Source organism: Pseudoalteromonas sp. MSK9-3 (assembly GCF_003590335.1).
Classification (GTDB): Bacteria; Pseudomonadota; Gammaproteobacteria; order Enterobacterales; family Alteromonadaceae; genus Pseudoalteromonas.
The window spans coordinates 178,816-201,919 of sequence record NZ_MIET01000032.1; the positions used below are offsets into that span (position 1 = coordinate 178,816).

22 protein-coding genes are annotated in these 23,104 nt (G+C 40.8%); 10 read left to right on the plus strand and 12 right to left on the minus strand.

Features of this window, described 5'->3' with window-relative positions; translation table 11 throughout:
• Positions 1-110: 110 nt before the first annotated feature.
• Positions 111-1,046, minus strand: coding sequence for a DUF368 domain-containing protein (locus BGP78_RS14870; RefSeq protein ID WP_259386325.1), 936 nt, complete (start codon positions 1,044-1,046; stop codon positions 111-113).
• A gap of 201 nt (positions 1,047-1,247) precedes the next feature.
• A complete protein-coding gene (locus tag BGP78_RS14875) occupies positions 1,248-1,976 on the minus strand; it encodes a GGDEF domain-containing protein (protein ID WP_119862107.1) in 729 nt (242 codons plus the stop codon).
• A gap of 183 nt (positions 1,977-2,159) precedes the next feature.
• Between BGP78_RS14875 and BGP78_RS14880 the strand changes: the two genes are divergently transcribed.
• A complete protein-coding gene (locus tag BGP78_RS14880) occupies positions 2,160-3,053 on the plus strand; it encodes a DUF3530 family protein (RefSeq protein WP_182912293.1) in 894 nt (297 codons plus the stop codon).
• A gap of 65 nt (positions 3,054-3,118) precedes the next feature.
• Here the strand turns inward: BGP78_RS14880 and djlA are convergent, their stop codons facing one another.
• Genes djlA through BGP78_RS14895 form a run of 3 tightly spaced genes read right to left on the minus strand, consistent with a single transcriptional unit; the run spans position 3,119 to position 5,614 of the window.
• Entirely contained in the window at positions 3,119-3,940 is an 822-nt protein-coding gene (djlA, locus tag BGP78_RS14885) for a co-chaperone DjlA (RefSeq protein ID WP_119862109.1), read from the minus strand.
• Positions 3,930-4,607 carry an N-acetylmuramate alpha-1-phosphate uridylyltransferase MurU gene (murU, locus tag BGP78_RS14890; RefSeq protein ID WP_119862110.1) on the minus strand — a complete coding sequence of 226 codons (678 nt, stop codon included), beginning with the start codon at positions 4,605-4,607 and terminating at the stop codon, positions 3,930-3,932. The genes djlA and murU overlap by 11 nt, the downstream gene beginning before the upstream one ends.
• A complete protein-coding gene (locus BGP78_RS14895) occupies positions 4,604-5,614 on the minus strand; it encodes an aminoglycoside phosphotransferase family protein (protein WP_259386327.1) in 1,011 nt (336 codons plus the stop codon). Before BGP78_RS14895 ends, murU begins: the two co-directional genes overlap by 4 nt.
• Before the next feature lie 89 nt (positions 5,615-5,703).
• Here BGP78_RS14895 and lptD point away from each other — a divergent pair, with 89 nt between their 5' ends.
• The 7 genes from lptD to BGP78_RS14930 all read left to right on the plus strand — a co-directional run bounded on the left by lptD (position 5,704) and on the right by BGP78_RS14930 (position 14,381).
• Positions 5,704-7,953 carry an LPS assembly protein LptD gene (lptD, locus tag BGP78_RS14900; protein ID WP_119862111.1) on the plus strand — a complete coding sequence of 750 codons (2,250 nt, stop codon included), beginning with the start codon at positions 5,704-5,706 and terminating at the stop codon, positions 7,951-7,953.
• 16 nt (positions 7,954-7,969) lie between these two features.
• The gene (gene surA / locus BGP78_RS14905) at positions 7,970-9,262 is read left to right on the plus strand and encodes a peptidylprolyl isomerase SurA (RefSeq protein WP_119862112.1); all 1,293 of its coding nucleotides are present in this window, start codon (positions 7,970-7,972) and stop codon (positions 9,260-9,262) included.
• An 11-nt stretch (positions 9,263-9,273) separates the two neighbouring features.
• The gene (gene pdxA / locus BGP78_RS14910; RefSeq protein ID WP_119862113.1) at positions 9,274-10,263 is read left to right on the plus strand and encodes a 4-hydroxythreonine-4-phosphate dehydrogenase PdxA; all 990 of its coding nucleotides are present in this window, start codon (positions 9,274-9,276) and stop codon (positions 10,261-10,263) included.
• Positions 10,263-11,069: a 16S rRNA (adenine(1518)-N(6)/adenine(1519)-N(6))-dimethyltransferase RsmA gene (gene rsmA, locus BGP78_RS14915; protein WP_119862114.1), complete on the plus strand. Its 807-nt coding sequence runs from the start codon at positions 10,263-10,265 to the stop codon at positions 11,067-11,069. The genes pdxA and rsmA overlap by 1 nt, the downstream gene beginning before the upstream one ends.
• The gene (gene apaG, locus BGP78_RS14920) at positions 11,053-11,442 is read left to right on the plus strand and encodes a Co2+/Mg2+ efflux protein ApaG (protein WP_119862115.1); all 390 of its coding nucleotides are present in this window, start codon (positions 11,053-11,055) and stop codon (positions 11,440-11,442) included. The genes rsmA and apaG overlap by 17 nt, the downstream gene beginning before the upstream one ends.
• A gap of 6 nt (positions 11,443-11,448) precedes the next feature.
• Positions 11,449-12,249 carry a symmetrical bis(5'-nucleosyl)-tetraphosphatase gene (locus BGP78_RS14925; protein ID WP_119862116.1) on the plus strand — a complete coding sequence of 267 codons (801 nt, stop codon included), beginning with the start codon at positions 11,449-11,451 and terminating at the stop codon, positions 12,247-12,249.
• 116 nt (positions 12,250-12,365) lie between these two features.
• A complete protein-coding gene (locus tag BGP78_RS14930; RefSeq protein WP_119862117.1) occupies positions 12,366-14,381 on the plus strand; it encodes a methyl-accepting chemotaxis protein in 2,016 nt (671 codons plus the stop codon).
• Positions 14,382-14,681: 300 nt separating this feature from the next.
• Here BGP78_RS14930 and tkt read toward each other — a convergent pair whose 3' ends face one another.
• Entirely contained in the window at positions 14,682-16,673 is a 1,992-nt protein-coding gene (gene tkt / locus BGP78_RS14935; RefSeq protein ID WP_119862118.1) for a transketolase, read from the minus strand.
• A 266-nt stretch (positions 16,674-16,939) separates the two neighbouring features.
• On the opposite strand from tkt, the gene metK reads away from it, so the two are divergent.
• Complete coding sequence (metK, locus tag BGP78_RS14940; protein ID WP_119862119.1) at positions 16,940-18,091, plus strand: methionine adenosyltransferase; 1,152 nt, start codon at positions 16,940-16,942, stop codon at positions 18,089-18,091.
• A gap of 91 nt (positions 18,092-18,182) precedes the next feature.
• Here metK and BGP78_RS14945 read toward each other — a convergent pair whose 3' ends face one another.
• Positions 18,183-19,106, minus strand: coding sequence for a DMT family transporter (locus BGP78_RS14945; protein ID WP_119862120.1), 924 nt, complete (start codon positions 19,104-19,106; stop codon positions 18,183-18,185).
• A 194-nt stretch (positions 19,107-19,300) separates the two neighbouring features.
• Between BGP78_RS14945 and BGP78_RS14950 the strand changes: the two genes are divergently transcribed.
• On the plus strand, positions 19,301-19,657 hold the full coding sequence (locus BGP78_RS14950; protein WP_119862121.1) for a RidA family protein: 357 nt from the start codon (positions 19,301-19,303) through the stop codon (positions 19,655-19,657).
• Positions 19,658-20,026: 369 nt separating this feature from the next.
• On the opposite strand, the gene BGP78_RS14955 is transcribed toward BGP78_RS14950, so the two are convergent.
• The 5 genes from BGP78_RS14955 to rplU form a co-directional block, all read right to left on the minus strand.
• Positions 20,027-20,401, minus strand: a complete 375-nt coding sequence (locus BGP78_RS14955) for a DUF3718 domain-containing protein (protein WP_010361520.1) — start codon at positions 20,399-20,401, stop codon at positions 20,027-20,029.
• Positions 20,402-20,481: 80 nt separating this feature from the next.
• Positions 20,482-20,973 (minus strand): type 3 dihydrofolate reductase, encoded by a 492-nt coding sequence (folA, locus tag BGP78_RS14960; protein WP_259386329.1) that lies wholly within the window; start codon positions 20,971-20,973, stop codon positions 20,482-20,484.
• Between the two features lie 63 nt (positions 20,974-21,036).
• Positions 21,037-22,197 (minus strand): Obg family GTPase CgtA, encoded by a 1,161-nt coding sequence (gene cgtA / locus BGP78_RS14965; RefSeq protein WP_119862123.1) that lies wholly within the window; start codon positions 22,195-22,197, stop codon positions 21,037-21,039.
• A 169-nt stretch (positions 22,198-22,366) separates the two neighbouring features.
• Positions 22,367-22,624, minus strand: coding sequence for a 50S ribosomal protein L27 (rpmA, locus tag BGP78_RS14970; protein WP_010361516.1), 258 nt, complete (start codon positions 22,622-22,624; stop codon positions 22,367-22,369).
• Positions 22,625-22,641: 17 nt separating this feature from the next.
• Positions 22,642-22,953 (minus strand): 50S ribosomal protein L21, encoded by a 312-nt coding sequence (gene rplU, locus BGP78_RS14975; protein ID WP_010361515.1) that lies wholly within the window; start codon positions 22,951-22,953, stop codon positions 22,642-22,644.
• Between the last annotated feature and the right edge of the window lie 151 nt (positions 22,954-23,104).

Here is a 23,104-nt window from a genome sequence, read left to right on the forward strand (position 1 = left end):
GCATAAATTTTAAACTAGCCAATTGTACACAAGTCTAAAGTTGGCTGTTTTTGAGAATAAAATGGGAATGAGTATTAAAAATAGCGGGCTTACTGAACAGCCCGCTCACACTATTTAGCGCTCAGCTTTTCAATACCTAATATAAGTAGTAAACCAAATAAAGCGAGTCCAATACAAAGCAGAGTTTGTGGATCATGACCGACTAAATTTGCATATTCCGCAGGCAAAATATTTTTTTGCATTAAGGGTTTCTCTACACCACTTGAACTGACATAAGTTGAAACCACCAACTTCCATGGCCATAGTAAGTTCAATGACCCCAATAAAAAGCCTGCCAACAGTGCAAATGTTATTTGTTGATATTGATTTAGCAACCATGAAAGAAAACGAGAAAACAGCATCAACCCAACGACACAGCCCAGTAAAAACAATGCAATTAACGACAGCTCTTTGTCAGTTATTGCTGTTAAAACATGACTATACATACCCAATAATAATAAAATAAAGCTTCCAGAGATCCCTGGAAGGATCATCGCACAAACGGCGATAGCGCCCGATACAAAATATAACCAAGTATGAGGCTCAGCCTCAGCGGGTGCCAATGACGTGATCAAATACGCGATAACAACGCCTATTAAACAACTGATCATGGTATGTAATCGCCATTGCTCTATTTGTTTCGCAATATAGATAAATGAGGCCAGAATCAAGCCAAAAAAGAACGACCAAACAAGTAATTGATGGTTAGCCAGTAAGTATGTAATAACTTTAGCTAAAGAAACTGCACTGGTTATAAGCCCAGCAAATACCGTTAATAAAAAAGTGCCGTCGATATACTGCCAACTTGCTTTACAACCCGACTTTCTCAGCAAGCGTAAAGCCTCTAAATTGACACTTTTAATTGCAGCTAAAAAGCGGGTATAAATCCCTGTTATAAAAGCAATAGTACCGCCTGAAACGCCAGGCACAACATCCGCGGCGCCCATACCAGCACCTTTAAGAAATAAAAATACATAGTCTTTTATTGAATCAGACTTTTTCGTCACAAATAGTACTCCATATCAAGTGAAAGGCGAGTGTATCCTAGAAAGTGTGATTGTGTTAGATCTCACAAAGATACTCAACTAATGAATAACAGGATGGAAGACATTCTTGGTATTTATTGTGTACTTAAGATAGAGGCTAGATTAAACACCAAGCTAGGATAGAGTTAAACCTTAAAACGGTTAACAGTTCATATTCTTATCTCAATGGTCAAAGATTTTAACCTGAGCTCCACCACGTTGCTTAGCGAAAGATAACGCCTCATCAACTAACACAAGAAGTTGTTGATGATCAGCCTGTGCATCTCCCCATACCGCGCCCATACTAATGCTCACAGTATGAGTGGATAGCGTAATATGCGTCGTTATACTGCTATACAATTCATCGACAAAACTTGGGAGTGTATGACGGTTAATATTTGGCACAATCATCATGAGCTCTTCACCCGCCCAGCGTGATAATAAACTATGCTCATAGCCTTTCAGTAATTCACTGGCGGCTCGCTTTAAGATTTCATCCCCCACTTCATAACCATATAACTGGTTTATTTGTTTAAAATTATCGAAATCGATAAAAACAACAGCTGATCCAGCATACTCCGCAGGTAAATGCGCCATTTTTAACTGTGCACCTCTTCGATTTAACAAGCCAGTCATACTATCGTGAAACGATAAATACTCTACTTCGGTATAAAATAACTGTGCCTCTTTCCAACGTCGAAAAGAAAATAGGGCAAAAGTAATCGTCAGCGAAAATAATAACGGTACAAACTCATCCAACTCATAGTGTTCATGATCGCGAGAAAAATGATATAGCCACTCCAAAGTGTCATAACTAGAAAAAACCAAAAAACACACGACATTTACACCAAAAAGCGCAAACAATTCTTGTCGATAATTCATTTTCAATGGCTTAATATGACCAGGCAACATAGAGTAACTCTCTCACGGTACGGCAATAGACTGGATGTGCATATAACATCTTAGACCCGCTAATAGAAACACACAAGTTATATAGATACAATGAATCATGTGGTTATTTTTATGCACTCGCGGGTAAATATTCAGTTACTTCTGCCGATATCTATAATCAGACCCGATGAGAGCTGTAAACTTATGAGAACTTTTTCCTATTTTCTATTCCTTTGGTCGCTGCTACTTAGTCCATGTTTAGCGGCTGCTGACTTTGTCATGCCTGAATCACGATTAGAAATAGAGAAACGAGACTTATCTAAATATTTCAATACCGAAATGCTCATTGATATTGAAACCGAAGAAGGAAAAAGCTTCGCCGTTTTTTCTCAGTATATGGCTCCACAAAAGCGCGGAGTGGTAATTTTACTCCCTGATATAGGCCATTCGCCCTTATCTTATAATGGCTTTAATTATCTATACCAAGCCTTAACGGATGACGGTTTTGACACCTACGCTCTACAAATACCAGAAATTACATATGAAAAGCCAAAAAATGCTGATGATGACCAAGGGGCTGAAAAAGAAAGTGAAGCAGATGACAGTGGTTCAATGGATGACAAAATGATGCCAGCAATGCAATCTGTTGTTATTGGCCTCCCAGAAACCGCGCTTGATGACTATAAGACACAGCTGGTTGCCATATTTAAGGCATTATATTCTCAGTTAACCATGCGACAACAAGAAAAGTTAGTTGTGATTGCGCAAGGTACCAGCGCCGGTATTTTTGGAGAATATTTGGCTGAGCTACCCAATATCAAACTAGATGCTTTTATTGCCATCAGTGCGCAATTGCCACACAGCGATAGGCAACGTCACTTACCCGCTAACTTCTCACTGATTAGTCCACCTTTGCTTGATGTATTTTATAGTAATGACAGCCCAATTGTGACCCGTAATATGGCCGAAAGGATACGCTGGGTAAAGCGTAATAGTAAATTCGATTACCGTCAGCGCCAATTATTTGGACTAACAACTGAAATTCGCCAACACCAAAGGTTACGTAAAGAAGTTGACGGTTTTTTGCGACAGCTGTAACCCCAAGCATGTATTGAAAGCAAGTATTGAAAGCAAGCATCTATATTAGACAGGTTTAACGCGCGTTATTTTAAAAACTCATAAGCGGCCTGAATTTCCTGACTTTTCTTTTTAGCTACTTCCATCATATGCTGTGGTAATCCTTGCGAAACTAACTTATCTGGGTGATGTTGCGCCATTAACTTTCGGTACGCCCGTTTAACCTCTTTTTCATTTGCAGGCTCAGCTAACCCTAATACAGCCAATGCTTGTTCCTTTGATATCCCAGCGTTGGCTTGTGGCGCACGATACTGATGTTCTCCACCTTGTCGAGCTCGTTGCTGACGAAATTTAAACTCAGCTTGGTAACGCTTTAAAATAAAATTAAAGTGTGTGTTAGACACTCCTAATAATTGACTCACCCTTTTTAATAGTTGTATCTCTTGAGGTGCCAAATGCCCATCTGAAAACGCCATCTGAATTTGGATTTCTAAAAAGAGCTGTAACAAGTCATAACGCCGAGAGAAAACCTCTTTGAAATCCTGCACTGCTTGTTTTAATTCAAAGTCGCTTTCTTTGCCTGCCCTAAACGCATTTTGGGCTTCTTGACGCTCTTCGCCATGCAGCCCCATTTCATCCATAAATAATGACGCAGCTTTGATATGAATTTCGCTTACCCTGCCATTCGATTTTGCAATATGACCCATAACGGCAAAACAACTAGAGAAAAATAGCGCTTGGCGCTGATGCAAATCATCTCCTTTGAAAAAACCTTGAAAACCACCTACTTTATCAAAATCTTGCTTTAAACTTTTATCAAATAAATGGCCTAGCCAAAAACCAAATATTGCTCCAACCCACCGCCCGAACATAAATCCGAAGCATACACCGAGTAATTTACCCCACATTATTCAACTCCTGCTGCGCATTAATATCTAATAGCCGCTGCGGCGTACCAATATCTGACCACTGCCCTAGGTATAACTCAGTAGACACCACACCAGCGGTTAAGCCATTTCTTAATAACGGTCCCAATGCAACAACCCCAGCGGCTTGCATGTCAAAAAAGCCTCTATTATACAAACCAATACCAGAAAATGTATATTTTTGAGTATTAACAACTTGATGAGCAAGACAAAAATCGCCATCTTCGTTATGTGGTGGATTTTCTACAAGCACAAGATGTGCTTCCCCTGCGTTGAGTTGAAGTTGCTTGAGTGCACTTACATCATAATCAGTAAATATATCACCGTTGATCACAATGAATTCTTCATATTGCTCAGTTAGGTAAGGTAGAGCGTTGATGATGCCTCCAGCGGTTTCTAGCCCACCTTCCTGCTCATGGCAATATTGAATATTAACGCCAAAGTCACGACCATCAGCAAAATGTTCAATAATTACCTCACCGCACCAAGCTAAGTTAATCACAATATCTATAATTCCCGCAGCCTTTAAACGCGCAATATGGTATGCCAGCAAAGGTTTGCCATGCACTTTTAACATCGGTTTTGGTAATTTTTCAGTAAGTGGCATCATACGTTTACCACGTCCAGCGGCGAGGATCATAGCTTTCATTTTAACGAGTTCAATTTATTATCAATAAGAGGCATTATCTCATTCACCAACCAAGTTGCAAGCCACTGCAATTCGTCATAACATTGTGCAACTTCAATAACATAGTTTAAAGTCGGTATTATGTTATTTAAATATCCAGCCTTATTATCTCGTAATAATAATCTGACAAATATTCCCGCAGCTTTTAAATGGCGCTGTAACCCAGTTAAATCAAAGCACTGTTGATACTCAGGATAAGACATACCATTAAGTAAATCAGCCCTTGTTAGCACGTGATAACTTTCATTTTGCAAAAGTGAAAATTCATCACCTGGCAACCTAAAGTAACAATCCCGCAGCAGCGACACCACATCATAAGTTACAGGTCCTTGCACGGCATCTTGATAATCAATTAATACCCATCCACATTCGTCTCGCATGATGTTACGGCTATGAAAATCACGGTGCATGGTACAATGCGGTTGCGATTGTATATTCTCGACTAACCGACGTTTACAAAGCTGCCATAGCCCCTTTTTATCGTTGTCAAACTCATAACCTAACCAACTGCCAAGCAACCACTGCTCAAATATCTCAATTTCTTGTTGAATGAATACGCCATCATAAGGCTTCATATGAGGTGAATTTTTAACTGCTGCTATAGAGGGAATAAGCGCTAAAATCGACTGATAATGCGCAAGCCTGTGGGGACTTTGTAACAGATCAGCCAAATGTTCGGAACCTAAATCATTTAGCAATAATAAGCCATACGCCATATCTGTTGCTAATATTTCAGGGACTCTCAAGCCTGCTTGACTAAAGCAAGCATTCAGTTCAACAAAAGGATCATTGTTCACTTTACTCGGATCAGAGTCCATCAAAATATAACTCGTCCCCCCTTGGTAAACCCTTAAGTAACGGCGAAAACTCGCATCCCCCGTCACTACATCAACTTGATATGGTCGCCCATTAAAAAACTGTGTTAAAAACCTAGCGATGTAGGTTTTTCTTTCTTTATTATTTGTCACAAAAATCCATTCTTAATTACTGTATTTAACTGAGTTTTACTTTATTATGTCGTGCTTAGATAAATATACTAGGCCAACAAGGTTATTAAATGAGAAAAACTTGGGGGGTCGCCTTACTGACACTCAGTAGCGCACCAGCACTAGCCACATCAGAGTCTACACCAATGCAGTGCAGTCAGTATTTTCAACCGAAAAACTGGCTACCTCTCAGTTCATTGCCAAAAAACGCCATTGATATTCAAGCAGATAACGTTGAAATGCAAGGTACCGCCAGTGCCGAATTCTCTGGTAATGTAGACATTAACACCACGAAAATGCGCCTCTCAGCAAGCTCAGCATTAATTGACAAAGAGCGCGGTTTACTCAACGCAACCGGGCCATTAACATACCAAGATGCATTTACGGTAGTAAAGAGTAGTGGTCTATATGCCGATTTAAATAATAATGATATCAGCTTACTCGGCGCTGACTACCAACTTACTCAACAAGTAGGCCGCGGTGGTGCAGAAAAATTATACGCCTCAGAAAAAGAAATTAGCTTATATAATTCCAGTTTCACGACCTGCCCTGTCGAAGCCCCTTTTTGGCAGCTTGAAGCCAGTACCATTACTTTGTCGAAACAAGATGGATGGGGAGAGTCTTACAACGCTGTACTTAAAGTCCTTGATACGCCTATTATTTACATTCCTTACTTTACGTTTCCCATCGATGACAGAAGAAAGTCAGGATTGCTAGCCCCTGTTCTATCGAGCTCAAGTAGTAAATATGGCTTCGGTATGGCCCTGCCTTTTTACTGGAATATTGCACCAAATTATGATGCGACAATTACGCCACGGTATATGTCGAAAAAAGGACTGCAGTTAATTTCCGAATTCCGTTATTTAACTGCGCAGCATCAAGGTCTAATTGGTGTTGAGTATTTGAATAAAGATGATGCTGAGCCGCAATTAGATAGCCGCTACCTTGTTCATTGGCAACAGCAGAGTTATTTTAATGAACAATGGCGTTTAAGCATTGATGTTACTAATGTCAGTGATGATGCATACTTAACAGATTTAGACTCAAAATATGGTAATCAGACTGAAACCCAATTAAATCGAACCGGTATTTTAAGTTACCTTGGTGACGATTGGTTAACAGATATAAAGTTACAAAACTTTGAAGTATTAGGTGACCATACAGAGTCCTATGCCGCACTGCCTCAGATTTCGTGGCGCAATCGCACACCTTATCAATGGCAAAATTTGTCTTTTTCGTTTTTAGGTGACTTAAGTCACTTCCGTAACGATAACTTGGTCATTACAGAAGCATCGCGATTGCATATTGAGCCAAGTGTTCACTTTTCAGTGGAAGACTATGCTTGGTCTTTTCTTGCCGAAACTAGCTTATTACACACCCACTACGAACAAGACGGTGATTTCAGCAATACGTCATACGAAAAAAGCGTATCAAGAACAATGCCTAAAGTCAGGATGCATACGCAGCTTAACTTTGAACGAAAGACCAAGCTATTTAACAACGCAGGTATCCAAACTTTAGAACCGCAGATACAGTATTTATACGCCCCCAAAAGAGAGCAAAACAATATAGGTTTGTATGATACAACAAGGTTGCAAGATGACTTTGCAGGGTTATTCAGAGAACAACGCTTTTCAGGTGTGGATAGAATTGCACAAGCAAACCAATTTACATTAGGTGCGACAACTCGTGTTTTTGATAACGATAGCACCGAGCGCTTTAACTTTAGCATCGGGCAAATCATTTACTTAAGTGATGATGTAAAGCCAAGTGCACAAGCGTCTAATGTAGAAACTAATTACAATGCATTGTTTGCAGCTGAAACCATGGTACATTGGCATCGACGTTGGTACTTTTCAGCCGGAATGCAATATGATGCCGATTCAAAAGATTTGATACAGTCTCATACCACCCTGAACTACAGAGGAGACAATAATAAACTCGTGCAATTGAACCATCGCTATGCAAATAGTGTCTCAGGATATGAGATTGACCAAATAGGTATTTTTAGTAGTCTACCTATTAACCAAAACTGGCAGTTTGTCGCGAGATACCATAGAGATTTAAATGCCTCACGAAGCGTGGAAGTTTTTGCCGGTATTCAATACGACAGTTGTTGTTGGGCAATTCAAATTACCGGTGGTAGACACATAGAAACAGATTTAAACCAAACCATTAATCATGATAATGCACAGTTTGATACCAGTATTGGTTTTAACTTTGTGTTTAAAGGATTAGGTGGTAAATCAAACAATGGTGCTAGCCAACTATTGCAACAAGGTATCTTCGGCTACCGTCGACCTTATTTTTTAAATAATTAATAAATATTAGAATACTATGAATTTTAAAAAGTTATTATTAGCCGCCCTTTTGGGATTAAGTGTTAGTCAAGTAGTACACGCCGAACGAGTGCAGATAGATAAAATTGTCGCCACCGTGAATGAAGGCGTTGTGCTACAAAGTGAAGTTGAACAAATTATTAACCGTGTTAAAGAGCAGGCAAAACAGCAAAGCACCGAATTACCATCAGATAGAACACTCAGGGTGCAGGCTATTGACCGGTTAGTAGATCAATCATTGGTGTTGCAGCTTGCTGAGCGCATGGGTATGGAAATTTCAGACTCTCAATTAGATCAAACAATCGCAAATATCGCTAAAGATCAAAACATGACGATTGCGGATCTAAGACGTTCTGTAGAGTCTAGCGGTGAAAGCTACCAAGCTTATAGAGAAGAGATCCGTAAAGAAATTACCATTAGCCAAGTACGACGTGCCAGTGTAGATCGTCGTGTTTATATTAGTACGCAAGAAGTGGCTAATTTACAAAAAATATTAGAACAGCAAACCGGAAACCCAGAAGAGTATGATATTGGTCATATCCTAATAAAGATCCCAAGCAAAGCATCACCTCAAGAGATTCAAGATGCTAGAGAACGCGCAGATAATGTTATTGATTTTTTAAATGACGGTAAAGAGTTTAAGCGTATCGCAATCGCTTCATCGAGCGGTGCAAAAGCATTAGAAGGTGGTCAGCTAGGCTGGATGAGTATTAATGAAATGCCGTCATTATTTGCTGAAGCTGTTAAAGGTAAGAAGAAAGATAATATTGTTGGTCCAGTTCGCTCAGGTGCAGGCTTTCACATATTAAAAATACAAGATATTCGTGGTCGCCAAGTGGTAGAGACTACAGAAGTACGTTCTCGCCATATTCTCATCAAACCTTCAATCATTCTGAGTGAAGAAAAAGCGCGTGATATGTTAGCGGGCTTCGCAAAAGACCTGCGCACTGGAGAAGCTGACTTTGCAGAATTAGCAAAAGAACATTCAGAAGATCCAGGCTCAGCACTTAAGGGTGGAGAATACGATTGGACTGATCCAACAACCTATGTACCAGCGTTTAAAAATACACTACTGTCATTAGAGCAAAATGAGATCAGTGAACCATTTAGAAGTACATTTGGTTGGCACATAGTTCAACTGTTAGACAAGCGAACAGCGGATAAAACGGATCAAGCGAAAATAAATCGTGCCCATGGACTACTATTTAACCGTAAGTTCAAAGAAGAAAGCTTTAAATGGCAACGAGAGATCCGTGAACAAGCCCATATTGACATTTTCCCAACAGAATAAATGGATCTAACATGTGTCTAAGAATAGCAATTACCCCGGGTGAGCCCGCCGGCATCGGCCCAGATCTCGTTATTAAATTGGCACAACAAATGTGGTCTGCACAATTGGTTGCAGTAGTCGATCGCACAATTATTGAAAAACGTGCGATCGAATTAGGTGAATCAATCACGTTACTCCCATTTGAGGCGAAAACTGAAGCAAAGCCAGCGTCTGCAGGCTGTTTGTATTACTTGCAAGTTGATAAAGGCACCCATGTACAAGCTGGACAGCTTGACGAGAAAAATGGCCAGTATGTACTTGAAACATTGCGCATCGCATCTGAAAAAAATATGGATGGTACATTTGATGCTGTCGTGACCGGTCCTGTGCATAAGGGAATAATCAACCGAGCGGGTATTTCATTCAGTGGGCATACGGAATATTTTGCTCTGCAATCTAATACATCTGATGTTGTTATGATGCTCGCAACTGAGGGATTAAGGGTCGCCCTCGTTACGACACATATTCCACTGGCTTATGTATCACGCGCGGTCACAACTGAGCGATTAACTAAAGTCGTCAACATTCTATATGATGATTTACAAAGTAAGTTTGGTATTGAAAAGCCTCGCGTACTCGTTTGTGGTTTAAACCCTCATGCTGGAGAAGATGGGCATCTTGGTAGAGAAGAGATTGAGACGATTACACCGGCACTGAGCGCACTGAATGCGCAAGGAATGAATCTTATTGGCCCACTACCCGCAGATACCTTATTTCAAGCAAAGTATTTGGATAATGCAGATGCTGTGCTTGCAATGTATCACGATCAGGGGTTACCTGTGTTAAAATATAAAGGATTTGGTAATTCGGTTAATATTACCCTTGGGCTACCCTTTATAAGAACCTCTGTTGACCATGGCACCGCGCTAGATTTGGCGGCTACAGGTAACATTGAGGTAGGTAGTTTTGACTTAGCTATCCGCGAAGCGATAAAGCTCGCCAACAAAAAAGCACTGAATTAATGACTGATAAAGTACACTTAGGGCATCGAGCCCGTAAACGTTTTGGCCAAAACTTCCTAAATGATGACATGATCATCGATAAAATTGTGACTGCAATTGACCCAAAACCAGCTGATAACCTTGTGGAAATCGGTCCAGGTTTGGGTGCTATCACTGAACCTGTAGTTGATCTAAGTGAAAAGTTAACGGTTGTAGAGCTTGATAAAGATCTCGCAGAACGACTGATTAAGCATCCTTTTATGGGCCCCAAATTGACGGTGCACCAAGGTGATGCCATGAAGTTTGATTTTGCCTCTTTAATTAAGGATGGTGAGAAGCTAAAAATATTTGGTAACTTACCTTACAACGTATCAACGCCTCTTTTATTTCACCTTTTTGAGTTTGCAGATCATGTTGAACACATGCATTTTATGCTTCAAAAAGAAGTTGTCAAACGCATGGTAGCAAACCCGGATTCTAAAGCATTTGGTCGATTAAGCGTCATGACCCAGTACTATTGCAACGCGATGCCCGTGATTGAAGTGCCGCCAGAGTGCTTCAAGCCGGCACCAAAAGTAGACTCAGCGGTTATTCGCTTGATCCCAAAAAAGCCAGAGCAACGTTCCGCAAAAAGTACAAAAATACTAAATACTGTATGTTTAGAAGCCTTTAATCAACGCCGAAAGACATTGCGTAATAGTCTTTCTAACTTGTTAACAAGTGAAGAAATGGCTGAAATTGGTATCGATGCGACAAAACGTGCTGAAAACCTCTCTCTTTCTCAATTTATAGATATAGCAAACTGGATTTATGACAATAAGCAGTAATATTGGCTCACCAATAAAAGTCTCTGTTGAAACTTTTTATGTAGAAGCGCAATCTCAGCCAGAAAAAGACAAATACGTATTTGCATATACTGTGACAATAAAAAATCACAGCCTGTGCAGTGCCAAGTTGGAAAGCCGTTATTGGCTTATCACAGATGCAAATGGTAAAGAGTCAGAAATAGAAGGCGAAGGGGTCATTGGTGAAAAACCATCAATTGCACCTGGTGAAAGCTATAAATATACCAGCGGTGCTGTCCTTGATACGCCATTAGGCACCATGCAAGGCCATTATCTTATGCGTAATGAGTTTGGTACTGAATTTGAAGCACCAATCCCTGTATTTAGCCTCAAAAGCTTAACCACGTTACACTAACGATATATGGCTCAGTACGCAATAGGTGATCTGCAAGGCTGCTTTAAGCCTTTTACTCAATTACTAGATATGGTGAACTTTAATTCTAGTAAAGATCACCTTTATCTAGTGGGTGATGTGATAGCCAGAGGGCCAGACTCTCTGGCCTGTCTTGATTGGCTATACATGCATCAAGATTCGATTACCATCACACTTGGCAACCATGATCTACACTTACTCGCCTGTGCTGAATTGAATCGTCGACCTAACCCAAAAGATAAATTAGAAAACGTATTTCAAAGCCCTCGCTTCTCAAAATATCTCTCTCTATTAAAGCAGCAGCCTTTAGCTATTTTTTTACCTGAACATAGAACATTTATATCTCACGCAGGTATTCATCCCACTTGGAGCATTAATACTGCATTGGAATACGCTCAATATGTTGAGCAACGTTATCGCGGTCATAGTGCCAAAGATCTCTTTAGTTCTATGTACTCAGAGCACCCAACAGAGTGCATTAATGCATTAAGCGAAGCTGAAAAATTTAGAGCAATTATTAACGTTTTCACACGAATGCGCTACCTCACAGCTGATAATGAACTAGACTTAACGAATAAAGGAGGTGTGGGTAGTTCTTCGACGCTGACACCTTGGTTTCATCGCGAACGCTTTCAAAAGTCAAAAACTTCCTTTATATTTGGCCATTGGGCTGCGCTAAAAGGCGTAACAAAAATGCAAAACGTCATTGCATTAGACACTGGATGTGTCTGGGGTGGGCCGATGACTATGATGAATATTGCAACGAAAGAACAATATTTAAGCAAATAATCTATTCTCGCCCCTTTTTACTGAATTTTTTAGTCACATCTGCTATAAAATACTTAACTTATCCGCAATAAAACCGATAAGTATTGAATCCTGCTAGTAAAATTGATGGAAATTGTATGAACTTGACTGTAAGCCAACGAATTTGGGGTGGTTTTATTCTTATCACCTTACTGCTCCTAATGATAGGTGGAAACTCTTTGCTAAGGATTGCAAATATAGATAGCTCAACACAACAAGTGAATAGCTTATCTCTCCCTGCGCTTGATAAAAGTTCAGAGTTACAAGTTGAGTTTTCATTAATGAGCAAAGTTGCTCAAGGCAGCTTTTATGCACAAACTCCCGCCGAGCTGAATGCACTGAAAGCAGAGTTTAATCAGCGCCAAACTGTTTTTAGCAATACGCATGCTGAATTAGAAAATGTCGTAAGTAGCAACCAGAATTTATCGCGTAGCGCTCAAGATGTGGGCAATACATATGAAGACTTCGTGAGCTCAGTAAATAACTTATTAAAAGATAAAGCGCTCGAGCTGCAATTAAGAAAGTCTATCACTACTCAACTAGAAAATATTGAATTAAATGCTGAAGATGCGACAACCGTTGTGCTTGATATTATTGATTTGGATGGATTAAAAGAATCCAGCAACCGTGCTTATCAAGCAGCTAATAGTATGGAAAATAACTTTTCGGGTATCGTCACTAACAGTGCCGATATGTTAACTGTTGATGACTTAAACACCCTTGAGATTGTAAAGAAAGATCAAACTTACTTGCTTGAAGAGCTAGAGCGAAATATCGGATTAATGAAAGCGCCTGTCGTCGCACTTGATAGTGATTTGTTTGCAGATCTAGAGTCTTACTTTACTGCATTAAAGCAAGATACAACCGGCACACAAAGCTTGTCAGAAAATAAAAAGCGCTTGATCAATGCGATTAATATGACTAAGTCGGAACTGGCAGAAGCAGAACAAGCTACTAAAGCAGCTTTAAAACAGCTTGATCAGCTATTAGATGAAGCAAGCAAAGTGGCATTCGATTTACAAAAGGGCGTAAGCCAAGATGTCAGTGCTGCAAACTTATGGACATGGATTGGTATGGTCATTGCGACATTGATTGCGATCGTAGTCGCCTTTGTGACGGTAAACCTTATTACCAAACCCCTTGCAGAAGTTAATCGTGTACTCACAATCGTTGCTCGTGGTGACATGACGCAGCGTTTGGACGATACAGCGCAGGATGAGTTCGGTGAGCTGTCTCGCAGTTGTAACGCATTAATTAGCAGCTTACGAGAGCTGATCACTGGTATCGTTTCTCGCTCTACACAGCTGGCAGCCGCGTCAGAGCAAACATCAACCATTACCACAGAATCAAGCCAAGCGATTCGAAATCAACAAGCTCAAGTAGAGCAAGCAGCTACTGCAACAACAGAAATGAGCAGTACATCTCATGGTGTAAGCAATAGCGCAAACCAAGCATTACTTGAAATTAAAAATGCTGACAAAGAAGCCGAGCGTGTGAAAGGTATTTCTCATGATAACAAGCACACTATTGAGCAGCTCGCTCGCGAGGTTGATGAAGCATCAAGAGTTATTAATAAACTACACCAAGACAGTGCGTCAATTGGTGGGATCTTAGATGTTATTCGTGGGATCGCAGAGCAAACCAACCTACTTGCCTTAAATGCTGCCATTGAGGCTGCCCGAGCTGGTGAGCAAGGTCGAGGTTTTGCTGTCGTTGCTGATGAAGTGAGATCACTGGCAAGTAAGACTCAGGAATCGACACAAGAAATCCAGTCAATGATTGAATCTTTACAAGCCGGCGCCGAAGAGGCTGTAACTGCGATGTCAAAAGGTAAGCAGCAAGCGGAGTCCTGTGTTGATAAAAGTGATTTGGCTAACGAAGCACTCAATAGTATTACCCAAGCTGTATCGCAAGCGCATGATGTGAGTGAAGAGATCTCGACTGCGGCAAATGAGCAGCAGCAGGTTTCTCAAGAGATCAGTGAGCGCTTAGAGTCTATTGTGTCTATTGCAGAACAAACTGCAGAAGGCGCAAATCAAACCTCAATATCAAGCACTGAAGTTGCAAAACTGGCTGAAGAGCTGCGCTTATCCGTAGAGCAGTTCAAGGTTTAAATTAGCAAAATTGAGATGAGATAGCTCTAAAAGTGATGAAACTGTATTTTACTCTCCTTTGGTAACTCATTTTAAAACACAGAAAAGCCTGCATTTGCAGGCTTTTTTATCTATTACTCCCCTAAATTAAGGTTGGCACACTTCCAACTCAATTTAGGTGAGTATCATTAATTCAGTAGCAAGCCCTAATAAGCAAAAGTCGCACAGTGCCTTAAAATACAAAGCGCCCGATGAAATACACCGGGCGCTTTAATTAAAATAGTACCAACCTATGCTAGGCTGGGTAATCGCTTCAAGCGATTAAAACAACGCTTTTGCCTTCTTCACTATATTATCAACCGTAAAGCCAAAGTGTTCGAACAACTCATTTGCTGGTGCTGATTCACCAAAAGTCGTCATGCCTACCACTACGCCATTTAAGCCAACATATTTGTACCAATAATCTGCAATTCCAGCTTCTACCGCAACACGGCGAGTAACAGATGCCGGTAAAACGCTTTCTTTATATTCAGCTGACTGGGCATCGAATACATCCGTTGATGGCATAGAAACAACACGAACTTTTTTGCCATCTAAACGTAATGATTTTGCTGAGTCGACAGCCAATTGTACTTCGGAACCTGTTGCTATAATGATTAACTCAGGATTACCGTCACAGCTTAGAACATAGCCGCCTTGCTTGATTGCTTGTACTTGTGCATCATCTCGCCCTTGCTGCTCTAAACCTTGACGAGTAAAGATGAGAGAAGTTGGTCCATCTTTGCGCTCAACCGCTTGCTGCCATGCAACTGCAGACTCAACTTGGTCACATGGACGCCAGTTAACTAAGTTCGGCGTTAGACGCATGCTTGCTATTTGTTCAACGGGTTGGTGAGTTGGCCCGTCTTCACCTAATCCAATTGAATCATGTGTATACACAAAGATACTAGGTTGCTTCATTAATGCAGCCATACGCACCGCATTTCGAGCATATTCCATAAACATTAAGAATGTGGCACCGTAAGGGATAAAGCCTTTGTGCAACACAATACCATTCATAATGGCTGACATACCAAATTCACGCACACCATAATAAATATAGTTACCAGAGGCATCATCAGCAGTTAGGCCTTTTGAACCATTCCAAATGGTTAGGTTTGAGCCAGCCAAATCAGCTGAGCCGCCCATAAACTCGGGTAACAATGGACCATATGCATTTAATGCATTTTGTGATGCTTTACGTGTTGCTGGGTTTGCAGGATTTGCCTGCAGCTGTGCAATATACGCTTCAGATTGCTCAGCCCATGTATCTGGTAACTCACCTTTCATACGGCGCTCAAATTCAGCAGCTAATTCTGGGTACTCAATTTGGTACTCAGTAAATTTAATCAACCAATGGCTTTGCGCCTGTTGACCGCGTGCTGAAGCATCCCATTTAGCATAAATTTCATCAGGCACTTCAAACGCATCATGATCCCAGCCGAGAAATTCACGTGCAGCCTTGATCTCTTCGTCACCCAGTGGTGCGCCATGACAATCATGACTACCTGATTTATTTGGTGAGCCGTAGCCAATCACTGTTTTACAACAAATTAAGGTTGGTTTATTCGTTTCAGCGCGCGCGGCATCTATTGCGGCTTTAATCGCTTCACTATCGTGGCCATCGACATCTGCAATCACATGCCAGCCATATGCTTCGAAACGCTTAGGCGTATCATCACTGAACCAGCCTTCAACTTCACCATCTATTGAAATGCCATTATCATCCCAAAATGCAACCAGCTTACCTAAGCCAAGTGTGCCGGCTAAAGAACAAGCTTCATGGGAAATACCTTCCATTAGGCAGCCATCACCTAAGAACGCATAAGTAAAGTGGTTTACAATATCATGTTCATCACGATTAAATTGTGCAGCCAGTGACTTTTCAGCAATTGCCATACCAACCGCATTGGTAATGCCCTGGCCTAGTGGGCCCGTGGTAGTTTCAATACCAGGCGCATAACCATATTCAGGGTGCCCTGGTGTTTTAGAGTGCATTTGACGAAAGTTTTTCAAATCATCAATAGATAATTCATAACCACTTAAATGTAACAAAGAATAAATAAGCATTGAACCATGACCATTTGATAGCACAAAACGGTCACGATCAGCCCATTCAGGGTTACTTGGATTATGTTTTAAATAATCGCGCCATAGTACTTCGGCAATGTCCGCCATACCCATAGGGGCACCTGGGTGGCCTGATTTAGCCTGTTGTACTGCATCCATTGACAGAGCGCGGATTGCGTTTGCTAGTTCTTTGCGAGATGGCATGAATTCTCCTACCTTAAAATTCGCGGGTATAATTTGAAGTACCCCATTCTTACTCATTTCAATACCCTACTGCAACGATATTCCATAGAAAAAACAGGTACAAGCAGGATTTTATATTCCAGCTCAATTTATAAAAGCTATTTAGACGTCTAGGCGTAAAAAAACTATGCAGAGCTGTTTGTTTTGGTTAGAATGTTCCTCATACTTTTTTCATTCCTGCGCTATCCTGTTTGTTTGTGAAGCGCATATTTGTGAGCATACATACAATGGCAAAACATTTATTTACTTCTGAGTCTGTTTCTGAAGGCCATCCGGATAAAATCGCGGATCAAATTTCAGATGCGGTACTTGATGCAATCCTAGAACAAGATCCAAAAGCGCGTGTAGCATGTGAAACATATGTTAAAACAGGTATGGTTATGGTTGGTGGTGAAGTAACCACTAGCGCATGGGTAGACATCGAAGAACTAACACGTAAAACCGTACGTGATATCGGCTATACACATTCTGACATGGGCTTTGACGCTGATTCATGTGCGATTTTAAACACTATCGGCAAACAATCTCCAGATATTAACCAAGGTGTAGACCGTGCTAGAGCTGAAGAACAAGGCGCTGGCGACCAAGGTTTAATGTTTGGTTATGCATGTAATGAAACAGACGTATTAATGCCTGCACCAATCACTTACTCTCACCGTTTAGTACAACGCCAAGCGCAAGTACGAAAAAGCGGAGAGCTTAGCTGGTTGCGTCCAGATGCAAAATCACAAGTAACATTTGCTTATGAAAATGGTAAAGCAGTGGGTATTGATGCGGTTGTTCTTTCAACTCAACATTGCGACTCTGTTTCACAAGATGACTTAGTTGAAGCCGTGATGGAAACCATCATCAAGCCGGTATTACCAGCGGAGCTTATTTCTAAAGCAACTAAGTTTTTCATCAACCCGACTGGTCGTTTTGTGATTGGTGGCCCAATGGGTGACTGTGGTTTAACTGGTCGTAAGATCATCGTAGATACTTATGGTGGCATGGCACGTCACGGTGGTGGCGCATTCTCTGGTAAAGATCCATCAAAAGTTGATCGTTCAGCAGCCTATGCTGCACGTTACGTTGCTAAAAACATTGTTGCAGCTGGTCTTGCTGATAAATGTGAATTGCAGGTATCTTATGCGATTGGTGTTGCAGAGCCAACATCGATTAGCATTGAAACATTTGGTACAGGTAAACTGGAAGAATCTCGTTTAGTAGAGTTGGTACGTGAACATTTTGACCTTCGCCCATATGGTCTTCTTACTATGCTAGATTTAGAACGCCCAATTTATCAGCCTACTGCTGCATACGGCCACTTCGGACGTGAAGAATTCCCTTGGGAAGCAACTGACAAAGCAGAGGCTTTACGAGCTGCCGCTGGATTATAATTTATCTAGTACAGAACCAAATAAAAAAAGCGCTGCCTACTGGTAGCGCTTTTTTTTGGTGACCTAAATAGTGTAAGTTTTGCTAAAAACCTTACTTTATCTTCTGACTTTTATAATTTAAAAGATAAACCGCCGACAATGCTAATACCCCGCCGCTACCCACAATCAATGATAGCGATTCACCAAAATACCAAGCAGAGAGACCCATTGCAGATACAGGTACTACCAATACAAACGAACTAGAACGACTTGAACCTAACTTTTGAGTCGCTAAAAAAAACACACTGGTTGCGATACTCACCACAACGGTTGATAAAAATAGCATATGTTGCCAATACTCAATCGGATAGGTCGTTATTGACGTCAGTGGAGCATATTCAAATGCCAACCAGTAGCTGATAATGCTAGCACTTCCATACATCAAGGTACTAAACAGTAAAAAATCTGCATATCGGCCTCCAACCTGACTCACCAGAGTAAGAATGGCCCAAGTCAGTGCAGCTAAAATAAAATACAGATTTCCCGATACCATTAGCTGTTCAAGATTGAAGTACCATATTTCAATCATCATTAACCCACCGACCAGTCCAAGCGTTAAGCCTGCGATCTGTAATCTGCTTAATTTCTGTTTAAATACGATGACAGTTAATAAACAGGTAAACAATGGGTTGAGCGTTGTTACCAACATTCCCCCTTTACCAGGTAATCCATCATTAAGGCCCAAAAAAAATAACTGATTATATGCAGCCAGCAGCAAACCAGCCGGCACAGACCACATTACCGCTTGACGCGTAAACCTCAGTTGAAACCACTTAAATAGGTGCATGACGAATAAAATAGGTAACATGCTAATAGTTGCAATGGCTAAGCGATAAAAGGTGGTCACCTTAGCTGGGGCCATATCTGCAATTATTTTCCCCGAAACCCAGCTAGTGCCCCATATCAGCATAGCCAAAATAAGTACGGTAACTAGTGTAGCCTCTGTCGTATCATTTTCTCTGTTGGCAACGTCCACTCAATTTCCTTGCTTGCTCATAAAATTTACTCCCTAGAGTGTACAGGATTGTTTTACATGGTACTTCGTTACAGGGCGAACTATTTTGAGACATGCGTTTTTCTGATTTAAGGCATGACAATTGTTACCCGTTCTAAATACCTTGCGGTACAATATTACGATAGATTATTTTTAGTAATATTAAAGGAACACTTATGAGTATCGAACGTAGGCATACTAATCAAAGAATGAGTCGGATTGTCACGCATAACAATACTATCTATTTATGCGGTCAAGTATGTAGTGACGCAACAAAAGATATTACTGAGCAAACCCAAACCATGCTTGATAAAGTAGATGCGCTGTTACTAGAAGCAAATAGTGATAAAGAACATGTATTAAGCGCAACCGTTTATATCAGCGATATGGCTAACTTTAAAGCAATGAATGACGTATGGGATGCTTGGGTGCCTGAAGGTCATGCGCCAGCAAGAGCATGTGTACAGGCCGCAATGGCTAGGCCAGAGCTACTTGTTGAAGTCTCTATTATCGCAGCTTTAAAAAACACTTAAACGATAATATATTGATGGTGGCTGAATCAACTTTAGCCGCCTCTCAGGTTCTTAAGCTCTAGTTCTTATATGCATACTTCATTTGATATATTTGAGTTTTACACCATCAATCAATAAGGTAGAAATGAGTTATACGACGAAGTGGTTATATCAGTAATAACATAATGAAAAACTGCGTAATAAGTACAGTATTCGCTAAGTGATTAAACATTCTATTATCACGCCAATATCCTTTGGCATTGTGATAATTGAAACAGGTAAAAAGTATTAATAAAGGGGACTAACCTTTTTTAAAAAAACCTCAGGTTACCTAAGGTTTTTTGCTCTTTCAACTTAGTACGCGATACACGCCTTTAAGTTGTAAATAAATTATAAGCCCGCTCGTGCTTTAATAACAGCAATCAATGGCGAACCACTATGCCCATTACCTTCAGCCCATGAAATGTCAGCACCATCTTTTAATGCACTTTTTGGCAGGTTTTTAACAATATACTCACCAGCCCCTGCAGCATTGCTTGCAATTGCGTGACGTAATAAGTTATTACCATTACACTGAATTGCATCATAAATATTGCGAATTTTCACTCGTGAACTTTTTAGTTTTTTGCGTAGACGGCCTTTATCGTCTGCTGCAACATATTCACATAAAGACGCAGCAAGTTGTGCATCAGCGTTGGCATTGTGGCTAAAAGACAAAGACGCAATACACAAAGAAGCTGATACAAGCACGGTAGTTAATTTCATTTTAAACCCTTTAATAATACTTTATTCGTATACAAATACTTATATAATTGTAGCAACCAATATAATTGTTAGCAACAAACTCATAATTTTTTCTGCAAGGTTACGAATTTATAACTACATTTGTTTTTTTCATTAGGTTCATGACTTTGCGTGTCAACTACAGCCCAATCGGCAACTTCTTCATAATCGGGGAAACGAGTATCGCCTTCAACGTGTAAGTCAATAAAGGTAAGATATAATCGTTCGCATAGAGGAAGAAACTGCTCGTAAACTAATCCACCACCAATAATCATAACTTCTTCAGTGCCAGCAGCAAGTTCAAGCGCAGCATCTGCAGAAGTGACGACCTCAATGCCTTCAGCATAGTAATCACTATTGCGACTAATAATGATATTACGCCTATTAGGTAATGGCCTACCAATTGATTCGAATGTTTTTCTACCCATGATCACAGGTTTATTTAAAGTGATCCGTTTGAAATGCTGAAGGTCTGCGGGCAAGTGCCAAGGCATTTTATTATCTTGTCCAATTACACGATTGTGTGCCATGGCTGCGATCATTGAAATTATCACATGAGCTCCTGTTATTCTTTAGTATTAAAAAAGGGCCCGAAAGCCCTTTATCATTATTTGTTACTACCTTTCGTAGACCACTTCTACGTCGTAGTCGTCTTCGTCCCAGTCATCATCCCAATCATCATCATCTTGTGCTTCTTGGGCTGCCTTACGGTGGTATGTATCCCACTTAAACTCGACTTCTTCTTGCTCTTGTTCAGCCTCAAACTTATCTTTAGGCATACTGTCTAGCAATGTCATAATATCGTAGCATAATGGCTGTGTATTTAGCTTGTTAATCGCAGAGACTTGATAAACCTTTTCTGCATCAAGCTCTTGTGCAATACGCTCACAAATGGCCTCAGCTTCATCTTCAGGTAATAAATCAATCTTATTCAACACTAACCAGCGAGGCTTCTCTGCAAGCTTAGGGCTATACTGATGTAGTTCATTGATGATAGAAAATGCATTATCAACCGGATCTGTCCCATCAACTGGCATAACATCAATGATATGTAGTAACACTCGACAGCGTTCTAAGTGTTTCAAAAAGCGAATACCTAGGCCAGCACCATCCGATGCACCTTCGATCAAGCCTGGAATATCAGCGATTACAAATGACTTACTCGCTTCTGGGCGAACAACGCCTAAATTAGGGATAAGCGTTGTAAATGGGTAATCTGCAACTTTTGGCTTAGCCGCCGATACACTGCGGATAAAGGTCGATTTACCTGCATTAGGCAAACCAAGTAAACCAACGTCGGCAAGAAGTAATAATTCTAGTTTTAAATTACGAACTTCCCCTTTTGTACCTAACGTTTTTTGTCTCGGAGCACGGTTAACACTTGATTTAAAACGTGCATTCCCCAAACCATGAAATCCCCCTTTCGCGACAAGTAACTTTTGTCCATGTTGTGTTAGGTCACCTAGTGACTCTTCAGTATCTACATCACTAACACGTGTGCCTACAGGCACTTTTAAGTAAAGGTCTACCCCTTTCTTACCGGTACAGTTGCGCGACTGACCATTTGTGCCACGTTCAGCACGGTGAAAACGTTCAAATTGATAATCAACTAACGTATTCCAGTTTTCGTCTGCTAGTAAGTATACACTTGCACCATCACCACCGTCACCGCCATCAGGGCCGCCATCAGGGACATACTTTTCACGACGAAATGACACAATGCCACTCCCGCCATCGCCCGCTTCTGCACGAATTTCAACTTCATCGACAAACTTCATGGTTACTCTCTTTTGACTGGGGGGTTCTGATCCCGAAGTATAATACTAATAAGACAAAATCTTTAGTCATTATTGCAGTTTGCTTAACTTACACTGCTAATTACTTCGCTGGGGGGTTCTATAAAAACAAAAAACCCCGCCGTAGCGGGGTTTTTTTAATCTTTACCGATTACTCAGCAACGATGCTAACGTATTTACGGTTTAAAGGACCTTTTTGTTCAAAAACAACTTTACCGTCTGCTTTTGCAAAAATTGTATGGTCTTTACCGATACCTGCGTTAGAACCAGCGTGGAAACGAGTACCACGTTGACGTACGATGATGTTACCCGCTAAAACTGATTCGCCACCAAAACGTTTCACACCTAAGCGTTTACTTTCTGAATCGCGACCGTTACGAGTACTACCAGCTGCCTTCTTATGTGCCATCTTTCTGTACCTCTAAATTAAGCGCTAATGCCAGTGATTTTAACTTCAGTGAACCATTGACGATGGCCCATCTGCTTACGAGAATGCTTACGACGTCTAAATTTAACGACCTTAATCTTCTCACCGCGACCGTGTGAAACAACCTCAGCTGTCACTTTACCACCGTTTACGAACGGGGCACCGATCTCGATTTTCTCACCATCAGCAACTAGAAGTACTGAATCGAATTCAACTGCTGCACCAGTCTCAACGTCTAGTTTTTCTAGACGAATCGTTTGACCTTCAGTCACACGGTGCTGTTTACCACCACTTTGGAAAACCGCGTACATAATTAACTCCGCTTGTGCGCCCTCAAATCGACGCAACTTAATATTCTTCAATAGGGCGCGAAGTTTACGCTAATGCGAATCTACGTGCAAGCCCAATTTTATTTAAACTGAATAAAAAATAGCGGCTAAGAGAGCGAATCATTATTTTTTG

What these genes read in the sequence shown, in the direction of transcription:
- BGP78_RS14875 (WP_119862107.1), bottom strand. Translation starts at nt 1,976, where the DNA reads ATGTTGCCTGGTCATATTAAGCCATTGAAAATGAATTATCGACAAGAA.
- BGP78_RS14880 (WP_182912293.1), top strand. Translation starts at nt 2,160, where the DNA reads ATGAGAACTTTTTCCTATTTTCTATTCCTTTGGTCGCTGCTACTTAGT.
- djlA (WP_119862109.1), bottom strand. Translation starts at nt 3,940, where the DNA reads ATGTGGGGTAAATTACTCGGTGTATGCTTCGGATTTATGTTCGGGCGG.
- murU (WP_119862110.1), bottom strand. Translation starts at nt 4,607, where the DNA reads ATGAAAGCTATGATCCTCGCCGCTGGACGTGGTAAACGTATGATGCCA.
- lptD (WP_119862111.1), top strand. Translation starts at nt 5,704, where the DNA reads ATGAGAAAAACTTGGGGGGTCGCCTTACTGACACTCAGTAGCGCACCA.
- surA (WP_119862112.1), top strand. Translation starts at nt 7,970, where the DNA reads ATGAATTTTAAAAAGTTATTATTAGCCGCCCTTTTGGGATTAAGTGTT.
- pdxA (WP_119862113.1), top strand. Translation starts at nt 9,274, where the DNA reads ATGTGTCTAAGAATAGCAATTACCCCGGGTGAGCCCGCCGGCATCGGC.
- rsmA (WP_119862114.1), top strand. Translation starts at nt 10,263, where the DNA reads ATGACTGATAAAGTACACTTAGGGCATCGAGCCCGTAAACGTTTTGGC.
- apaG (WP_119862115.1), top strand. Translation starts at nt 11,053, where the DNA reads ATGACAATAAGCAGTAATATTGGCTCACCAATAAAAGTCTCTGTTGAA.
- BGP78_RS14925 (WP_119862116.1), top strand. Translation starts at nt 11,449, where the DNA reads ATGGCTCAGTACGCAATAGGTGATCTGCAAGGCTGCTTTAAGCCTTTT.
- BGP78_RS14930 (WP_119862117.1), top strand. Translation starts at nt 12,366, where the DNA reads ATGAACTTGACTGTAAGCCAACGAATTTGGGGTGGTTTTATTCTTATC.
- tkt (WP_119862118.1), bottom strand. Translation starts at nt 16,673, where the DNA reads ATGCCATCTCGCAAAGAACTAGCAAACGCAATCCGCGCTCTGTCAATG.
- metK (WP_119862119.1), top strand. Translation starts at nt 16,940, where the DNA reads ATGGCAAAACATTTATTTACTTCTGAGTCTGTTTCTGAAGGCCATCCG.
- BGP78_RS14950 (WP_119862121.1), top strand. Translation starts at nt 19,301, where the DNA reads ATGAGTATCGAACGTAGGCATACTAATCAAAGAATGAGTCGGATTGTC.
- BGP78_RS14955 (WP_010361520.1), bottom strand. Translation starts at nt 20,401, where the DNA reads ATGAAATTAACTACCGTGCTTGTATCAGCTTCTTTGTGTATTGCGTCT.
- cgtA (WP_119862123.1), bottom strand. Translation starts at nt 22,197, where the DNA reads ATGAAGTTTGTCGATGAAGTTGAAATTCGTGCAGAAGCGGGCGATGGC.
- rpmA (WP_010361516.1), bottom strand. Translation starts at nt 22,624, where the DNA reads ATGGCACATAAGAAGGCAGCTGGTAGTACTCGTAACGGTCGCGATTCA.
- rplU (WP_010361515.1), bottom strand. Translation starts at nt 22,953, where the DNA reads ATGTACGCGGTTTTCCAAAGTGGTGGTAAACAGCACCGTGTGACTGAA.